Origin of the sequence: Psychromonas sp. MB-3u-54 (genome assembly GCF_002836415.1) — a bacterium.
Taxonomy (GTDB): Bacteria; Pseudomonadota; Gammaproteobacteria; order Enterobacterales; family Psychromonadaceae; genus Psychromonas.
Genome location: NZ_PJBP01000182.1, coordinates 26226 through 43709, shown reverse-complemented (window position 1 = coordinate 43709; position 17484 = coordinate 26226). Strand labels below are relative to the sequence as shown.

The window sequence follows — 17484 nt, the reverse complement described above, 5'->3', positions numbered from 1 at the left end:
TCGCTAGTAACCACTTGAAACTTCATAGCATGCTAGCTATAGTTCGTAAGTTATACATTCTTTTCAAGCTTGCTAACATGATAGAGCTAAGCTTATTTTAAATTTACATTTCACAGGTTGATTATGGCACATATTGATATATCTATTTTAGGGCAACAATACAAAATATCATGCCCGGAAGGGGAAGAGTTAACCCTTCAGAACAGCGTAGATCAATTTAACGAAAGAATTAGAGATATAAAAAGTAGCCCACGAACTTTACGTAATGAACAAGTCATAGTATTGGCGGCATTGAATTTCTGTCATGAACTCTCCATGGAAAAAAAACAACATAAAGAACATGTAGAAAAACTGGATCAACGCATTCAAAAGATTAATGATTCAATTGACTTGCGCTTAGCAAAAACAAGCAATAAAAACCGACATTGACACAACCACGTTAATTTTTAAACATTTAAATTATCTATTAAAAAAATGTAAATCAACTTTGAAACAATGTCGAAATTCTATCGGAAAATCCTTTCCAAATACAAAAAACTCGCGTAGAGTTATTTCAACCCTCGGATATCCGCTCTTCTTGACTACGTCTCTGAGCCGATAATTATAATCCCGGTGACTTGGCTTGAATGCTATTGTGCAAGCTCGGCTCGTATCGAGAAGCCTACGGCAAACACTAAGACACCTACCTTGACCTTCGGGTTCAGGTCAACAGTCAATAACGATATCCTTGGGTTACTTTTTTTCTTTATTAAGAAAAAAAGAAATATTTAGACCTTGACCTTCGGGTTCAGAGCAACCATCAATAACGAACTACTTGCCTTACTTTTTTCATTCTACAAAAACTTAGAAACATCCATACCTTGACCTTCGGGTTCAGAGCAACCCTCAATAACGAACTCCTTGCCTTACTTTTTTCATTCTACAAAAACTTAGAAACATCTATACCTTGACCTTCGGGTTCAGATCAACCCTCAATAACAAACTCCTTGCCTTACTTTTTTCATTCTACAAAAACTTAGAAACATCTATACCTTGACCTTCGGGTTCAGAGCAACCATCAATAACGAACTCCTTGCCTTACTTTTTTCATTCTACAAAAACTTAGAAACATCTATACCTTGACCTTCGGGTTCAGAGCAACAGTCAATAACGTTATTCTTAAGTCACTCCCCTTTTATTCTATATCCTAAACGCTATCCCCCTGCTCACTCAATAGTGCTTCTATTTTAAATTCACTGCGCTAATTTTTGTATTCATCTGCACCTCGATAGTGGAGAGTCTTATTCGAAAATTAACCTGTTCAGTTCCATTAGAACTGAATAGACTATTATGATGTCACAAAATAGACATAAGAAAAAAAAACAGGTTAGACATAACAGCAAATTATAAAGTAAGCTTAAAAACAGATTTAGCAATCACGCATCGCCATCAAAAAAAGATGTACTGACTAAACTAGATCAGCAATAACAGCCTCCCCGTAAGCTCTCTTATTGACACTCAGGTGCATACAAGACCAGCAGGCGGGGATCTCAGTTAGATATTCAGCTATTATTCTGCGACCTGAATTGCCGACCGTTGAAAGGATATAAAATGAAATTCAGTTTCAATATGGAAGATGTTAGTCAAGTGTTTGTCGGCGCTTTTGCCCTGGCAGTGCCCATTTCTTTCTCGGAGGAAGCGTGGCGATTGGGTGAAACACTACCTTTTCCTAACTTATTCATGTTATTTACTTTATCGGTACTGTTTCTTTCTTTTTTTACCTATGAAAGTGTATTTCAAAAGAATATAAAGTCGCGTTTAATCGTCTTTATATTTCGTATCTTCATCGCTTATGTGATGGCCGCTTTCGTGGTCAGTTTAGTGTTATTGTGTTTAAATAAATTGCCGTTGTTAGAGGATCCAATAACCGCTTTAAAACGCATAATAATTATTACTATGCCTGCGTCCATGGGTGCCATTGTAGTCGATAGCTTTGACAAAGAGTGAACAGCAACGCGCTTAAAAACACGCTTTATCACAGGAATAAAAACGACCGAACTAATAACTGTCAAAAATGTATTATGAGTAGTATCGTTTCCCACTCTACCGCCACGGATTAGCATTGACCTATGAACAAAAAACTTTCCCGAACAGAAATACGGCATCAAATCCGCACGACAAGACGCGATCTTTCCGGCTTACAGCAAAAACGAGATGCCGACAGGTTGTTCTCCCGTTTAATTAAACATTCGCGGGTTCAACAAGCGGGAAAAATCTCAGTCACTCTCGCTTATGATGGCGAAATAGACACGCTCAGGTTTGTTGAGTGGTGCTGGAAAAACAACAAAACAATATACCTGCCCGTTATACACCCCTTTCACAAAGGCCACTTGTTGTTTCTGGAGTACACCACAAAAACTGAAATGGTACTTAATCAACACGGCATATTCGAGCCAAAATTAAATCAATTGAATACCTGTCCAATGAATGATTTAGATCTAATTTTCACTCCTCTTGTGGCATTTGATACGCAGGGAAATCGGATCGGCATGGGAGGCGGTTATTACGACAGGATGCTGGCTCCTTGGTTTAAAGATAAAACCGGCCCCTACCCAATCGGTTTAGCCCATGATTGCCAGCAAATAGAACAACTACCCGTTGAAGAATGGGATGTGCCTTTACCCGAAATAATAACCCCTTCAATGCACTTTCGTTGGTAATTCCAAAAATTAATGAACAACGTGCCCTCCTTTTTGAATAAGCAGCTGCAAGTAGTTTATCTATATACCCAAACTACTTGAAGATGCAGATTCAGAGTTTCGCTGAATGCTAGAACAAGGCGTAACATGACCTTTCGAGCGATTAACTGCGTTAATCCTCTAGCGCTAGATGTAAATGCAACCATTTACATCTTAAAGGGTTATTCCCTTCAAAAGTGTGACAACGCAGTGCTATTTTTCGGGCGAATCTCCCGAAGGGCAAGGCGATAAACGACGATCTTCGTTGTTAGAAAGCGTCGATTTAGAATAACGAGATCATCAGCCTTCTGCCTAGAATTTCATCATTTATCGTCTTGCTGATTCTTGCATCTTCAAATAATTTAGGTATTAAATCGCCCGGTTTAATCATTATCACATGGATAACTAAACAGGATTGAGTATAATCTCCGCAACTTTTACAGCGAATGATAAAAACAGGAAGCCCGGACTATGACACAAGATGAAATGAAAAAAGCAGCCGCCTATGCAGCCTTGGAATATGTACAGACAGATTCAATTGTTGGCGTGGGCACTGGCTCAACAGTGACTCATTTTATTGATGCACTGGCAACCATAAAGCATCTTATCAAAGGAGCGGTTTCAAGCTCCGATGAATCGACTGCAAGGTTACAATCCTATGGTATCGATGTTTTTGATCTTAATGAGGTTTCTGAATTAAGCATTTATGTCGATGGTGCGGATGAAATAAATCCCTTTAACCACATGATCAAAGGTGGCGGTGCAGCCTTAACGCGTGAAAAGATAATTTCAGCGGTTGCTGACAAGTTTATCTGTATTGTGGATAACACTAAAAATGTTGATATCCTGGGTGACTTTCCATTACCTATTGAAGTGATTCCGATGGCGCGCAGTTATGTTGCACGTGAATTGGTTAAATTAGGGGGAGATCCTGTTTACCGTGAGGGTGTGGTAACAGACAACGGCAATGTGATCTTAGATGTTCATAACTTAAAAATTGCTGAACCACTTAAATTAGAGGCGCAAATCAACGCGATTGTTGGCGTAGTAACCAATGGACTATTTGCAAACCGTGCGGCCGATGTTGTTTTAGTAGGTACGCCAGAAGGTGTTAAAACGCTAAAATAATAAGGTTTTTTTATACCCGTATCATTCAAAATGCAAAAATCAGCTTGCCCTACGGGGAGTTAGCTCGAAAACTAATACAGCGTTACAACATTTGATAAGGGAATGCCATTATCTGCATGTTGTGCCTTGTCTTGGTGTTCAGCTAACGCCTGATAGATGCATTTTGATTGGTAACGGGTATTAGTGAGCACGGCAAACTTTGCAGCACACTCGCATAAAACGTAATAACTAAGTCCAAATTTTTATTTGTGAATTTCATCACAAAAAGTTCACAACAGCTGTAGTTTTTGCTATTTTAAGTTATCCAAAATTACACTTCCCATTTTATCAACTAAGTCTGCTTATTGAATACTTAGTTGGCATATTGGAACTCTTAAAATTTGTTTGTCCATTTACCTATTGACAGACCACAAGGAAATATAATGACTAAGCTTTCGCTTGATAAAGATAAAATAAAAATTCTGCTACTTGAAGGGTTACATCAAAGTGCGGTTGATACTTTCACCCAGGCTGGTTACAACAACATCCAAAACATCAAAACAGCGTTAAGCGAAGAAGAATTAATTGAAAAAATTAAAGATGCACATTTTATTGGTATCCGTTCCCGTACCAACCTCAATGCAAGCGTATTAGCTGCCGCAGATAAACTGGTTGGCATCGGTTGTTTTTGTATCGGTACCAATCAGGTTGATTTGAATGCGGCTCAAGCAAAGGGAGTCGCGGTATTTAATGCGCCTTTTTCCAATACCCGCAGTGTTGCAGAATTAGTATTAGGTCAGGCATTATTATTATTGCGCGGTATTCCAGAGCGTAATGCAAAAGCGCATCGTGGCGAGTGGGATAAATCAGCTACTAAGTCCTATGAAGCGCGTGGTAAAAATTTAGGTATTATCGGTTACGGCCACATCGGAACTCAGTTTGGTATTCTTGCTGAAAACTTAGGTTTTAAAGTTTCATATTACGACGTCGAAAACAAATTAAGCTTAGGCAATGCGGTACAAATAGCGACGATGGAAGAGCTGCTTGCACAGTCTGATATCATTAGTCTGCATGTACCTGAACTTGACTCGACTAAAAATATGATGGGCGCTAAAGAATTTGCACAAATGAAAGAGGGTGCGATCTTTATGAACGCAGCACGTGGCACCGTTGTTGATATCCCCGCGTTATGCGCAGCCCTTGAGAGTAAAAAACTTTCTGGTGCCGCTATTGATGTGTTCCCAACTGAGCCGGGATCAAATAAAGAAGAGTTTATTTCTCCACTGCGGAAGTTTGATAACGTACTGTTAACACCCCACGTTGGTGGCAGCACTCAGGAAGCCCAAGAAAATATTGGCTATGAAGTTGCAGGCAAGCTAGTGAAATACTCCGATAATGGTTCAACATTATCCTCTAAGAACTTCCCTGAAGTGTCTTTACCAGTGCATATTGATGCCAGCCGTTTACTGCATATTCATAAAAACATGCCGGGCATTCTAACCAAAATAAACTTAACCTTTGAAGAATACGGCATCAATATTGCGGCGCAATACCTGCAAACGAATGCAAATATTGGTTATGTGGTCATTGATGTAAACAGTGATGATGCGCAGCTTGCATTAACCAAATTAAATGAGATCGAAGGTACAATTAAAGCGCGTTTATTAAAATAAACCCACTAATACCAAAAGAACTAAAAAGGTGATCACCCTTGCTGGTTAAAATCATTGATCACTTAATTAATTCTTTTGGTATAGCCTCTCTCGACCATCAAAAAACCTGAATGTGATATTCAGGTTTTTTTTGGTCGTAATAAAATGGCTATTACTGCTAAAAATCTTGTGGTTGGGCTAAAAAACTCCAGGCAATAAAACGGCTCACTTTCTGGCCTTGCGCCATTTTAATGACCTTCACATGCTCAGCACCCGCTTTTTCAAGTTGTTTTTGTAGCGGCCCTACATTTTCAGATTTTGAAACTAAACTGCTGAACCAACAAACCTGCCGGGCATAATCTTTACTTTCCTGAATCATCTGTTTTAAAAATGCGATTTCCCCTCCAGCACAACAAAGCTCCACTTCCTGCCCTGCAAAATTAAGCACTCGCGATGGGTTATTTTGATCTTTACTGAGATTCTTTATTTTCCGTGTACTGCCGGCAAGTGCTTTTTCCATAGAGGCATGAAAAGGCGGATTACACATGGTTAAGGTAAATTTGTCTTTCGCTTTAATCACCCCCGCAAAAATAGCCTGTTTATTCTTTTGCAGCTGTACTTTAATAAAAGGTTTAAGCGCGGCATTGGATTTTATAATCAGCTCCGCCATTTTTACCGATAACGGATCAATATCCGTTCCCACAAAAGACCATCCGTAACTTTGGCTGCCTAAAATAGGATAAATGCAATTTGCCCCTGTGCCTATATCTAAGACCTTAACCTGCTTACCTTCGGGGATTTTCCCCTTAAAAGTATCGGCTAATAAATCCGCAAGATAATGAATATAATCAACACGCCCCGGAATTGGCGGACATAAATATCCCTGCGGTATTTGCCAGAAATCAACATGATAAAACTGTTTCAGCAAAGCTTGATTGAGCAGTAATACCGCCTGAGGCTCACTAAAATCAAGTGTTTGTTCACCTTTAGGATTCGTCCTTAGAAAGGCACTTAATGATGGAGACTGTTCACAAAGTTGTCTTAAATCGTAACTGCCCCGGTGTAAATTTCTTGAGTGTAATAATTTTTTAACTTGTATATCCTTGGTCATTCAATTTATCCAAAAAATGGGCGCTAAAAACGCATAGACTTAATTTCAGCCATAATAGCCGTGTTCTAAAGTATTTGCTTAAACAATGATGCTCATAAACTCATATTCGGATACTCACTCAACTCACCGCGAATATCTAAGATATTTCTTTTGTAGGTAAATTTTATCATCTGATGATCAAGCGCGACAGCAAACCAGGCGATCAGAGTACGATCATTTTTTTTCACTTGCTCAACACGGTAGCTCTCAAATTTTCCAAATTTACTATTAATTATCTCTTTCCCGGTGACTTTAAAAAAGTAGTGCCCGATCGAGTCCGAGGTTTGCATAAAAAACTCAAAGTCAGTTTGTCCTGCTTTTAATCCTTTGCGAATTTGCAGGATAATGGTATTAAAATCCACAAGATACTCTTCCGGATTGCTGTAATGGGTACTTTTGCCTTTATTAACTATGGTTGTATTATGACCGTTATTATAAAATTTAGCGGACATATTGACCGTACTGAAGCCGACACTATTACGTACAAAACGTTTAGTGATATAACGCTGGGATTTTTCATCCCAGTAAATATTCGAAATTTGATTACCACCGAATTTCATCAGTAAAAATGACAGATCCGTAATAGTATTAACCTTAATTTGGTCGTCTTTCAATTGCAGTTCTCTGATCATTTTTCCTATTGATATTTTTTTGTAATAAACCTTGTAAACATAAGTCTGTTCATTGGTAGCTGCCAAATCAGCTTCTTCCGCAAGCCCTAATGGACTGGTTGTCAACAGCAAAAAAAAAGACAAAAAAGATAAAAATTTATTTATTTTCAAAGGACTATATCTCCTGGATTTGTTGTACTATGGTAAACAATCCATTACTGCGAGACGGGCTTAAATGCTTAAGTAAACCCAGTTTTTCAAAATAGTGATGAATATCAAAATGGCGGATCTGCTCCGCGTTTTTACCCTGATAGATAATGAGCAAGATCATCATTAACCCTTTGACGACACGCGTCTCACTGTCCATTTTAAAGGTATAAAAATCTTCCTCTTTCTCAATAATTAACCAGGCTAAACTTTCACACCCCTGTACTCGATTAGTTTCTATTTTATCCTGTGAATCCATTTCCGGGAGTTTTTTACCCCATTGAATAATCAATTTATACTGTTTATCCCAACTTTTATTTTCTTGAAAATCATTTAATAATTGTTCCGTTGTCGGTAAAGACAATGCCATTTTTACCTATCCTTAATTTAATATAACCAAAGTTAGCCTTTGCTTGGTTTAAAAGTTTAGCAAAAAACATAAAACTGCACACTTTTTTATAACAAGCAGTTATTACGCATTATAATCAGAATTACTATGACTATCTTTTTTTATTCTTCATATAATCTGAAAATAAAATCAATGCTCCGCTACTGCCGGTTAATTTTGCACTTTTATTATCATCCCTTCCTACCCATGTTGTCACCACCTGCTCGGCATCGAAACCAACAAACCAGCTATCATATAAATTGTTGGTGGTACCTGTCTTTCCGGAAAAGTATTGGCCCTGATTTCGCCAGGTTAAACTGCGGGCAGTGCCTTCGGTGGTCACTTTATGCAGTGTATCGGTCAATTTTGTGACCGCCTGTTCAGAGAATATTTTTTTACGCCGAGCCGGACGTTGATACAACAACCGCCCTTCTTTGGAAACTATTGAGCGAATAATAGTTAATGGTTGATAAACGCCGGACATGGTAATGGGTTGATACAGCTGCGCGACCTGGAAAGGGGAAAGGGTCACGCTCCCTAAGACCAAAGAGGGATAAGCTCTGATTTTTTCCGTCACCCCCATTTTATATAAGCTGTTAATAACATTGTTAAGACCCACCTGCATCCCTAAATTCACCGTCGGTACATTCAAAGAGTAAATTAAGGCATCCTCGAGGCTCACATCACCGCGGAATTTACGGTCGTAATTTTTTGGACTCCAGTGCTCACCGGAACCATTTTTCAGGACAATCTCTTTATCATTTAATCTATCGCCCAGATCAAATCCGCCGTCCAACGCAGTTAAATAAACAACGGGTTTAACTAACGATCCGATCGGCCTTTTGGCATCCAGAGCGCGGTTAAAACCACTAAATTTCACTTCTTTACCTGATACTAAAGCCAGTACCTCAGCATGCTTACGATCGCTCACTACCATCGCTCCTTGTAGCATCAATTGACCTTTCTTTTCAAGACCATTGATCCCCTGCGCAACCGCCAGCTCGGCATTTTTTTGCACAAAGGGATCGATCGAAGTAAAAATAAACAAACCGTCACGTTTACGCACTTTATTGGCAACATTCGCCTGCAACTCACGACGCAGCAAACTGACAAAGGCGGGATTTACACGATGATTTAAAGCACCTATTGCACTTAAATTAAGATCGCCCCGTACTGCATATTGATAATCACGAACACCTATAAGATTATATTCAAGCATGGTACGCAAAACCAGATCACGACGGGCTAATGCCCGTTGCGGATTACGGTGAGGGTTGTAATAGGAAGGGCCTTTGATAATTGCCACCAGCAGGGCAATTTGTTCAATCCGTAATTCATTAATAGGACGGGCAAAATAATAATCACTGGCAAGCTCAATCCCGTAGATACCCGAGCTACCGTTCTGAGCCAAATACACTTCGTTTAAATAGGCTTCCAAAATTTTATCTTTACTGTACTTATAATCGATTAGCAACGCGATGTAAGCTTCTTGAAATTTACGCCACAAACTACGATCTTCGTTCAAAAAAAGATTTTTGGCCAACTGCTGAGTAAGCGTACTACCACCCTGTAAAGTTTTCCCTGCCTTAAAGTTAACTATAAATGCACGGAGAATGGCGAGCGGCGAGATCCCCTGATGGTGATAAAAATTACGATCCTCCATCAATAACAAAGTATTAACCAATAGATCGGGAATCTGCTCAAACGCAATAAAAACACGATCTTCAATATCATCCGATACAAGCCGTTCTAATAGTAAGGGATCCAGACGTACGGAGTTTATATTATGCTGATTTTTACCGCTGATCGACTGAATCCGATCGCCCGAAAAGTTAACCGCAATCAGCTTTTCACTTTCATAACGATCCGGAAAATTAAAAGCGCGTTTATAAATCAGTACCTGCTGTTTGCTGACCGCAAACTGCCCGCTTGCCTGCACGTTTCGTACCGGACGATAGTTTAATAATTTAAGCTCTGCGATTAAGGCTTGTTGCGACAGCTTGCTACTGGCAGTTAATAATAGAGGCCGGGCATAAACCTGTGCCGGTAAGGTCCAGGTTGACCCATCTAATTTACGCTCAATCTTTTTATCAAAATAGATACCGGCGATAAACATCAGGGCGACAAAAGCGGTGCTGGCTTTCCAAAAAAAAGACCATAAAAAACTTAAAAATACCTGTTTCAAAGATTTTTTATTTTGAGTTTTAACTTTAGGTTTGGGCTTAGGTTTGGGCTTAGGCTTAGGTTTTGGTTGTTTGCTTGTTTCAACAACCTCAGGTATTTTGCTATTTTTAGACATCAACTTCCCAACTGTTTTATTTTTTATCTATTCACTTTTGCGGCATCAAACTATTTACCGGATTAATAATGGACTGTAGCGGCGGATTAGCAAGCAGATTAACTCTCTTTGCGGCGCTGCCTCATTGTCTCCCTTATGTTCGCCAAGCCCTTCTCCAAGCAACGCGCATGCAGCAATTTTCTATTTGCCACCCGGCATTAACTTATAGGTGATAACAAACAACTCATTTGTATGCGGGTAAATTTCTTTAATGAGTGCTTTGAGTCGCGGTAATGTCAGGTATTCCTGCTGAGCATGAAATTCATTGATCTCATCAAACCCTATTGGCTCCACGGACACAATTTCTATATTACAAACCTTATGATCTGTTTCCAAGGTAAAAACTTCGACTTGAGAGCCGACAAGATAGTGGTTTTCAGACTTATCTCGAATCGTTATTGTCTTTTTACCCGATCTAATCAATGGTGTAAGAAATTCAAAAAATGTAATTTTATTCGCTACATCGGTCATTATTCATTCTCATTTTATAATATTTAAGCAGATCAACAAACGCAGGGTTGTTCCTCTTGTTGAACAAGCTCTGCGCATCTACTGCACTAAGTTATCCGGCTATTTTGCCGATTATTGCTGGGGTTTTATCCTACTTTTTTTCCTGATCTTCTTCCTTCCGATCAGGATGAGCGTCTGCATCAAAACGGGTCACATCTTCCAACTCACCAAACCAAAGATATGAACTTGTAATTTCATACTGGCGCTCATTGTCTGTTGTGGAGAGTTCTTTCAGTATCCAAAGTATACTTTTTGCCTCAGGGAAGTTCTCTCCATTGATTTTCTCTTCAAAAAGACGATTGAGAATAGCAGATTCCTGCAATCCATTGGCAAGCAATCTGACGATCACCGCATGCAGTGATCCGTCAAAAATATCAAAGGATTGCTTTTCATCGGCGCTTATTTTTATCGTAAATTTAACGCCTGTCGGCTCGGTGAACGTGCCATTGTAGGCTTTTCTTAACAGTTCATAGGCATTAAAAAGGCTCATGTGATACGCAGGATCGGCATGTACTTCCCAAAGATTCTTTTCCAGCATTTGATGACTTATTTGATCTATCTTGCCTGCGGTAATTTCATTCTTAAAAATATGTGTTAAAAGTAATTTAGCGGATTCATGTGCCTCTAAATCATTAAGTGACATCAAACACATCTCTTTTAACTCTGATTCACTCATTCCGCCAAGTTCATCTTCACCCATATCAATCATAGATAACAGTGCTTTATAGTCATCAGCTACCCAAGAATTTTCAATTTCAGAAATTTTCAGAAAAGATAAAATCTCTACATTAAATTCTTTGTTCATTACAATCTCCTATTATTAAAGATAAGGCTTTTTTTTTGTAATATTCCAATTAATTGATTATATAAGTCATTGTGCACGATAGGGAGCAGGTCTTTTTGCCCTATCCTATCAATAAGGTAAGCAATTCAAAAAACGTGATTTTATCTGCGACATTATTCATTCTCACTTCGTCATATTTAAGTGAATAACGATTAAGCTAACATTGTTGGCCCTATTATTATATTTCATTTATCCAAAACCTGAAGATTTCCACCTCGCCATCACAAGATATAACGCCGCTGAGATACTTGCATTTTGTATGCTGGCGAAGACACGGCAAAGCACTTTTTAAACCACTTTTCATTATGGCTATCAGCTTGAGTGAGAATACTTTTTCTGCTGTTGGACTGAGGTTGCCAGAAATAAACTATTCTTGATTCTGCTCTTTCAAGCAAGTGTCTTGACACTTCCTAAAGCTATTTTTCCGTGGCCGGGCAGAAAAGTTTAATGAATTTGGTATTAGTTGTACTTTTTATTTCGGTGTTTCAGCCAACCGTGAGCATGTGAATGTCGGGGATCTTGGTGCGTCCAATGTACCACCCCGCCTTTACTGTTCCACTCATACTCACCATAGAATTCAACCCAATCCCCGGCTTTCAAGTTTGAGATTCTTGGGGCCAAGTCGATATTATGGGAGAGCAAAATAGTTTGGTGGTTAACTAAGCGAAGAATAAACCGCTGATGCTTAGCGCCATCGGTATCATCAGCAAGGATTTTAATGACTTCACCTTTGCCTTGAACCTGAATATCACTTTGCCGAGCCTCATAGACCTGCTTTAAGTCAGCATCCCCCCCCCAAACGGGTAATGAGAGAATGCTCAATAACACTATGATGCTCGCCAACATTCGTTTCATTTTTATAATCCTTAATATTTTAACAACCGGCACCCCACATAATAGTTGGCTGGTTATATTTTCTTAAACTGCCGATCCAAAATAAGCCTTAAGGTCACATGTTATCTGTTTGCTTGGAAATATAATAAGCAGGCCATTGATCACTGCAGTATGGCATGTTGACTCAGAATAAAGAGTCCGACAGATCAAATAATTCTTGATTGAAAGGGCGTTTCATATTGTTAATACAATCGATAATATCATAGTGAACCATTTGTGAATTTACTACGCCGATGCAACGACCGCCTTGATCGCTTAATAACAGCTTCACAGCAAAAGATCCCATACGACTGGCTAAAATACGATCCCGGGCTGTCGGTGTCCCGCCACGTTGGATATGGCCTAAAATGGTGGCACGTGTATCGTGACCGGTTTCAGCTTGGATATGTTCAGCAAGTTTATCAACCTTTGTTATGTGCTCACAGATGGCGATAATCATATGGGTTTTACCTTTTGCAATACCGGCTTTGATTTGCCCTAGCAACTCAGCTTCGTTATAGCCCTTTTCTGGTATCACAACGAATTCAGCACCACCAGCGACCGCAGCACCTAAGGTTAAATCCCCACAGTAACGCCCCATGATTTCAACAATCGAGATACGTTTGTGTGATGCAGAAGTATCTCGTAAACGGTCAATTGCTTCAACAACGATGTTCAGTGCGGTATCAAAACCGATGGTCGAGGTCGTACCTGGAATATCATTATCGATAGTACCTGGAATACCGATGCATGGGTAACCCATTTCGGTGAGTTTTTTAGCCCCCATGTATGAACCGTCACCGCCGATAACAACTAAGGCATCGATACCCTGTTTTTTAAGATTATCAATGGCTTCTTCACGGGTTTTTTGTTGCTTAAATTCCGGGAAACGTGCCGAGCCTAAGAAAGTACCACCGCGGTTAATGACATCAGAAACAGAATTACGATCGAGCGGCTTAATCTTACCTTGATGTAACCCTTCATAACCATCGAAGATACCATAGACTTCTAAACCAAGATGTAAGCCTTCACGCACTACTGCACGGATTGCCGCATTCATACCGGGGGCATCACCTCCACTTGTTAAAACACCTATTTTTTTAATCATGACAGTCTCCAATATACGAATCAATAGTCTTTCAATTTTGGTTAGAGTGACCGCCACTGCTGATAAAAACAACCTCTGTAGTTCTTTTGAAAACTGAGAATAGAACGAAAGAAGCAGCAAGAAGCTGGACACTCAAAGGTTAGCAAATATAACCGATTTATTTTAAACACTCATACCTCAGACAGTTAAACAACTTTTGTTACACTTGCTTAAACTTTTGATACAAAATAAGCTTTAATTTCAGCAGTGGTCATTTCCTCTGTTTGCTTGGAAAAACAATAATAGTCAGGCCGCCGATCACTAAAATACTGCATTGTCATGACAAAATCATTACCCTTTGAAAATAAGCCGACAGGAATATTATAACCACCAGTTTGATTCAACCTGTAGAATAAATGAGTACCACAAAGAGAACAAAAACCCCTCGAAGCCCAGAATGATGAATTATACTCTTTGACATTTTCAGCGCCTTTAATATTCACATCAGTGCCGCACTGAACTGCAAAAAAAGGGCCTCCACCCCAATTTCTACAGGTCTCACAATGGCACACAGTGAATTTAGGATTTACATTGGCAACGTCTATTTTTACACTGCCGCATAAACAACTTGCTTCATTTTTAATTAACGCTGGCATTCAGTATTACTCCCAAACGATGGTACAAATATAACCAGGCTGCAAAATTTATCATTTTCAGCCTGCCGGTTTAAAACACTGACCACATTAATTGACATTTTATTGACATTCAATCGGTTAATTCGGTTTTTAATAACAGATTGGTTAAATTGAGTGATAAATCAGTTTATTTAGGCTAGGGTCTGTTGACCTTTGGAGTACAAATTTTGTTCAATCTAAAAGTGTTCTGAGCAAGGCATGCCTCGTTCACATAGTTATTCTATGTAAACGAGGCATAACGCAGCGCAGGACGCTTTTAGATGAACCCGAAGGGCAGCATTTGTGGGCACTTTCGACTGTGTTATCGCCTGCTTATGTAGAATAACTACACAGCGCAGGCTCTGCCTTGTATAAAGCACCCACAAATTGCTGCAAAAATGCACACGAAAGGTCAACAGACCCTAAAGCTTCACACTTAACTTAATGCAGGCTATTTCTTAACTTCTCTCTATTATGCACTAAAAAATTCGCGGTTGATTAGCAGGTTTGCGCTTCAGAATATCTTCTTTTCTGGTATTTAGCCCTTATCGGCGAACCGATGTTCAAAAACTGAAATGCCGTTTCGCAGGTCGGGAGAGTCATACTCTTTGAACAGCCAAAGAAAAAGGTCATCCGGAGCCTGCCCGAAAGAAAGTCTGCCCGTGAAGTTTTATAAGCTGAACTCAGTTTGGCACTTTTTTTCCAACGGGCTAAGCTTTGAATGCCCTTTAATTTAATTAAGTTTACTTAAGCTTAATACAGGAATATGCGCTAAAAAATGATTGAACAGGCAAGATAAAAAATGTTGAGGCGGTTCAGCCTTATAAGCGGCAGGCTCTGCAGTTATGCACAATATAGAGTTATTTATTTTAATTGCTGTTAAAAAGCATAATTTCCTCGCGTTGCGAAATTGCGTTTCAGTTTTTATTATTTACCCGCCATCGAGAACAGGATATTATAGTTTAAATTTCAACCAATATCGACAACACTCAAAGACCGGCTACTTTCAGGCTACGGCAAAAAATATTATTAGATTTGGCTGAATAAGAATAAAGATTTGCACACTAATAGGAAAAAAGATGCGACCGAAAAAAGGCTTTGTACTGCTATCCGTGCTTATAATCACAACTATTGCCATTATTTTTGCATTTTCGCAACTCGATGAGAATCGTCTGCAGGAGCGGATCGCCGGTAATCAGCAGAAAGAGGTCAATGCGCGACTCGCGGCAGAAAAAGGTATTTTTGATGCCTTTGAAGCAATAAAAATGGGTACTTCAAGTTCGGCGATAACGACGGAACTTAACCGCCTTTCTGCGACTAATCAGAGCGGCTATACCCTGCAAGACATAGTCTGGAGTGGGGATGAAACGGACAGTACCTTTTATTTTGTGAGTAAAGGTATCTTTTATGATGCGATGGCTTATTTAAAAACAGCAATAAACAGTAAATTGATTGGTCTTTTTGATGATGCGATTATTGCTTGTGAGAGTGTGACTATAGGAGGGGCTGCTCTCATTGACAGTTATTCTGGCGGCCCTTATTCTGCAGCGACAGTCGCAGCTAATGGCAATGTTAGTGCGATAGGAGGCATTGACAATGTACTCTATTCCGACCGTGATTCTATTCAAGGTGAGATCTCTGAATATTTTGGTGAATGCGATCCGTATAATATTGCGGCTGTAATGACGGGCATTGTAAGTGAAGGTGGAACTGTGCGCACAAACTTTGATATTAGTAATGATTTTATCGATGGAAATGTTTATTTTTATGACGATTTTAACATACAAAATGATGATGTATTAATCTCGGGTGATGTAACATTTTATATAACAGGTAATATGACCGCTAAAAACACAACATTTTCTCTGGCGAATGATAGCAGCTCATTAACGATATATATTGAGGGGACAATGAGTATTGATACCGGCAGTAATATTTTTGAAAACGGATATGCCGACTCTGCTGAAATCCCGTTAACTGTATATTCCTCCAATAACACTGTTGACGCGGTAACACTTGCCGGTAATGGTGAAATTTATATGAATCTTTATGCCCCTTTTGGGGACGTGGCTTATAACGGCAATGCAGGTATTATGGGCGCACTACGCGGGAAAAATGTTGCGATTTCTGGCACTGGAGGTTTACATTACGATGAAGGTCTTGCCGGAATTGGTGATTCAGGTGCACCGCCTTTAGTTTCATATTCCGCCGTTTATTATTATTACCCTTAATTTACGCTTTATTGATAAATGCGCACACAAAACATGTACGCTCAAAGGTTAAAAAAGCCTATCGTCGCCATCCAAACATTGTGTTTAGTCCCATTGATAGGCGTACCCCGAATAGATCAGCATTATTTATTTTTCGAGCACAGAATGCTTATCTAACGGCCGCACGGCTTGGTCTTATTGCGACTCGTTATTGCGATCCAACCTCTGCCTGGCGATATTAAACTCATCTTCACTTAAGACACCCTCATCGCGTAAAGCCTGCAGGCGCTGATACTGCGGGTTTGAATTTAAATCAGCTTGTGGATCACTGTCATTACCTCTCTCAACTAAATCTCTATCAACTAAGCCCAGAAATTGACCAATTTTCCGAAACAGCCGTTTAATCAAACGCCATAACTTGGGCAAAATAAAAATAGCCAGAATGATAAAGATCACCATCAAAACAAGAAAAATAAGCGGGTGATTAAGCGCGGTCCAAAGCCCGCCGAGGACCAACAAGTCCTCACTGATTGATGCCGTCCAATTAGTCACTGGCTCAGGTGAGGTATTAATCAGCAGCCTTGTGCCCGCCTTGGTGACATGACTAGTGGCCGCTAACCCTCCGCCCATAATAGCGGCGGCAATTTCCAGCGCTGGCGTGACATCGCCCACGGCGCCGGCGGCAAGCATAGCACCGGCAGGCAAGCGAATAAAAGTAGAAATAGCATCCCAACTACTGTCAAGCCCCGGCGTTTTATCGATAAAAAATTCGACAACATACATTAACCCTGCGGCACCTATCACCAGTGGGTTTTCAAGCACCTCAAGTCCTTGGGGCAAATCAATATTGCCGCTGATCCCACCCAACCCCAGCACCAGCAGCGCCGCATATAAATTGACTCCGCTCGCCCATGATGCGCCCATGGTCAGGGCTAAAGTGGCCAATAAAGCTTGGTAGCTTTCCATTTGAGACGTCCTTTTATGCTATTAGAGAGAAAAAATTAATGCTGGCGATTAGCGCTGATCATATTGCTGAACAGACCCTAGTATGATCCTATTGCGATAAAAGATAAGCAGAATTTTTTATTCTCCTCGCAGCGCTCTATTTTGTGTCCC

Annotated in this window: 16 protein-coding genes and 1 other RNA gene; 7 read left to right on the top strand and 10 right to left on the bottom strand. The window is 39.8% G+C overall.

The features are described 5' to 3' along the window. Window positions 1-123 precede the first annotated feature (123 nt). From CXF72_RS17800 to serA, 6 genes are all read left to right on the top strand, one after another. Complete coding sequence (locus CXF72_RS17800) at window positions 124-429, top strand: cell division protein ZapA (protein WP_101041127.1); 306 nt, start codon at window positions 124-126, stop codon at window positions 427-429. Between the two features lie 124 nt (window positions 430-553). Continuing rightward, a non-coding RNA gene (gene ssrS, locus CXF72_RS17795) (6S RNA) lies at window positions 554-737 on the top strand. An 853-nt stretch (window positions 738-1590) separates the two neighbouring features. Further along, on the top strand, window positions 1591-1986 hold the full coding sequence (locus CXF72_RS17790; RefSeq protein WP_101041126.1) for a DUF2391 family protein: 396 nt from the start codon (window positions 1591-1593) through the stop codon (window positions 1984-1986). 122 nt (window positions 1987-2108) lie between these two features. Further along, window positions 2109-2699, top strand: a complete 591-nt coding sequence (locus CXF72_RS17785) for a 5-formyltetrahydrofolate cyclo-ligase (protein ID WP_101041125.1) — start codon at window positions 2109-2111, stop codon at window positions 2697-2699. A gap of 489 nt (window positions 2700-3188) precedes the next feature. Then, window positions 3189-3845, top strand: a complete 657-nt coding sequence (gene rpiA, locus CXF72_RS17780; protein ID WP_101041124.1) for a ribose-5-phosphate isomerase RpiA — start codon at window positions 3189-3191, stop codon at window positions 3843-3845. A 422-nt stretch (window positions 3846-4267) separates the two neighbouring features. Further along, window positions 4268-5497, top strand: coding sequence for a phosphoglycerate dehydrogenase (serA, locus tag CXF72_RS17775; protein WP_101041123.1), 1230 nt, complete (start codon window positions 4268-4270; stop codon window positions 5495-5497). A 157-nt stretch (window positions 5498-5654) separates the two neighbouring features. Here the strand turns inward: serA and rlmF are convergent, their stop codons facing one another. The 9 genes from rlmF to CXF72_RS17730 all read right to left on the bottom strand — a co-directional run bounded on the left by rlmF (window position 5655) and on the right by CXF72_RS17730 (window position 14140). Then, complete coding sequence (gene rlmF, locus CXF72_RS17770; RefSeq protein ID WP_101041122.1) at window positions 5655-6587, bottom strand: 23S rRNA (adenine(1618)-N(6))-methyltransferase RlmF; 933 nt, start codon at window positions 6585-6587, stop codon at window positions 5655-5657. 92 nt (window positions 6588-6679) lie between these two features. Next, the gene (locus CXF72_RS17765) at window positions 6680-7408 is read right to left on the bottom strand and encodes a DUF3108 domain-containing protein (protein WP_101041121.1); all 729 of its coding nucleotides are present in this window, start codon (window positions 7406-7408) and stop codon (window positions 6680-6682) included. Window positions 7409-7412: 4 nt separating this feature from the next. Continuing rightward, the gene (locus CXF72_RS17760; protein ID WP_101041120.1) at window positions 7413-7814 is read right to left on the bottom strand and encodes a SufE family protein; all 402 of its coding nucleotides are present in this window, start codon (window positions 7812-7814) and stop codon (window positions 7413-7415) included. Window positions 7815-7944: 130 nt separating this feature from the next. Beyond that, entirely contained in the window at window positions 7945-10131 is a 2187-nt protein-coding gene (gene mrcB, locus CXF72_RS17755; protein ID WP_101041119.1) for a penicillin-binding protein 1B, read from the bottom strand. A 180-nt stretch (window positions 10132-10311) separates the two neighbouring features. Continuing rightward, window positions 10312-10641 carry a N(4)-acetylcytidine aminohydrolase gene (gene yqfB, locus CXF72_RS17750; protein WP_101041118.1) on the bottom strand — a complete coding sequence of 110 codons (330 nt, stop codon included), beginning with the start codon at window positions 10639-10641 and terminating at the stop codon, window positions 10312-10314. A 130-nt stretch (window positions 10642-10771) separates the two neighbouring features. Then, complete coding sequence (locus CXF72_RS17745) at window positions 10772-11485, bottom strand: hypothetical protein (protein ID WP_101041117.1); 714 nt, start codon at window positions 11483-11485, stop codon at window positions 10772-10774. Between the two features lie 498 nt (window positions 11486-11983). After that, window positions 11984-12379, bottom strand: a complete 396-nt coding sequence (locus CXF72_RS17740; protein ID WP_101041116.1) for a DUF3465 domain-containing protein — start codon at window positions 12377-12379, stop codon at window positions 11984-11986. 163 nt (window positions 12380-12542) lie between these two features. Next, window positions 12543-13505: a 6-phosphofructokinase gene (pfkA, locus tag CXF72_RS17735; protein WP_101041115.1), complete on the bottom strand. Its 963-nt coding sequence runs from the start codon at window positions 13503-13505 to the stop codon at window positions 12543-12545. Between the two features lie 209 nt (window positions 13506-13714). After that, complete coding sequence (locus CXF72_RS17730; RefSeq protein ID WP_101041114.1) at window positions 13715-14140, bottom strand: GFA family protein; 426 nt, start codon at window positions 14138-14140, stop codon at window positions 13715-13717. Window positions 14141-15237: 1097 nt separating this feature from the next. Between CXF72_RS17730 and CXF72_RS17720 the strand changes: the two genes are divergently transcribed. Beyond that, window positions 15238-16389, top strand: a complete 1152-nt coding sequence (locus CXF72_RS17720; RefSeq protein WP_101041113.1) for a DUF7305 domain-containing protein — start codon at window positions 15238-15240, stop codon at window positions 16387-16389. A 174-nt stretch (window positions 16390-16563) separates the two neighbouring features. Here CXF72_RS17720 and CXF72_RS17715 read toward each other — a convergent pair whose 3' ends face one another. Then, window positions 16564-17334, bottom strand: coding sequence for a DUF4126 domain-containing protein (locus CXF72_RS17715; RefSeq protein ID WP_101041112.1), 771 nt, complete (start codon window positions 17332-17334; stop codon window positions 16564-16566). Between the last annotated feature and the right edge of the window lie 150 nt (window positions 17335-17484).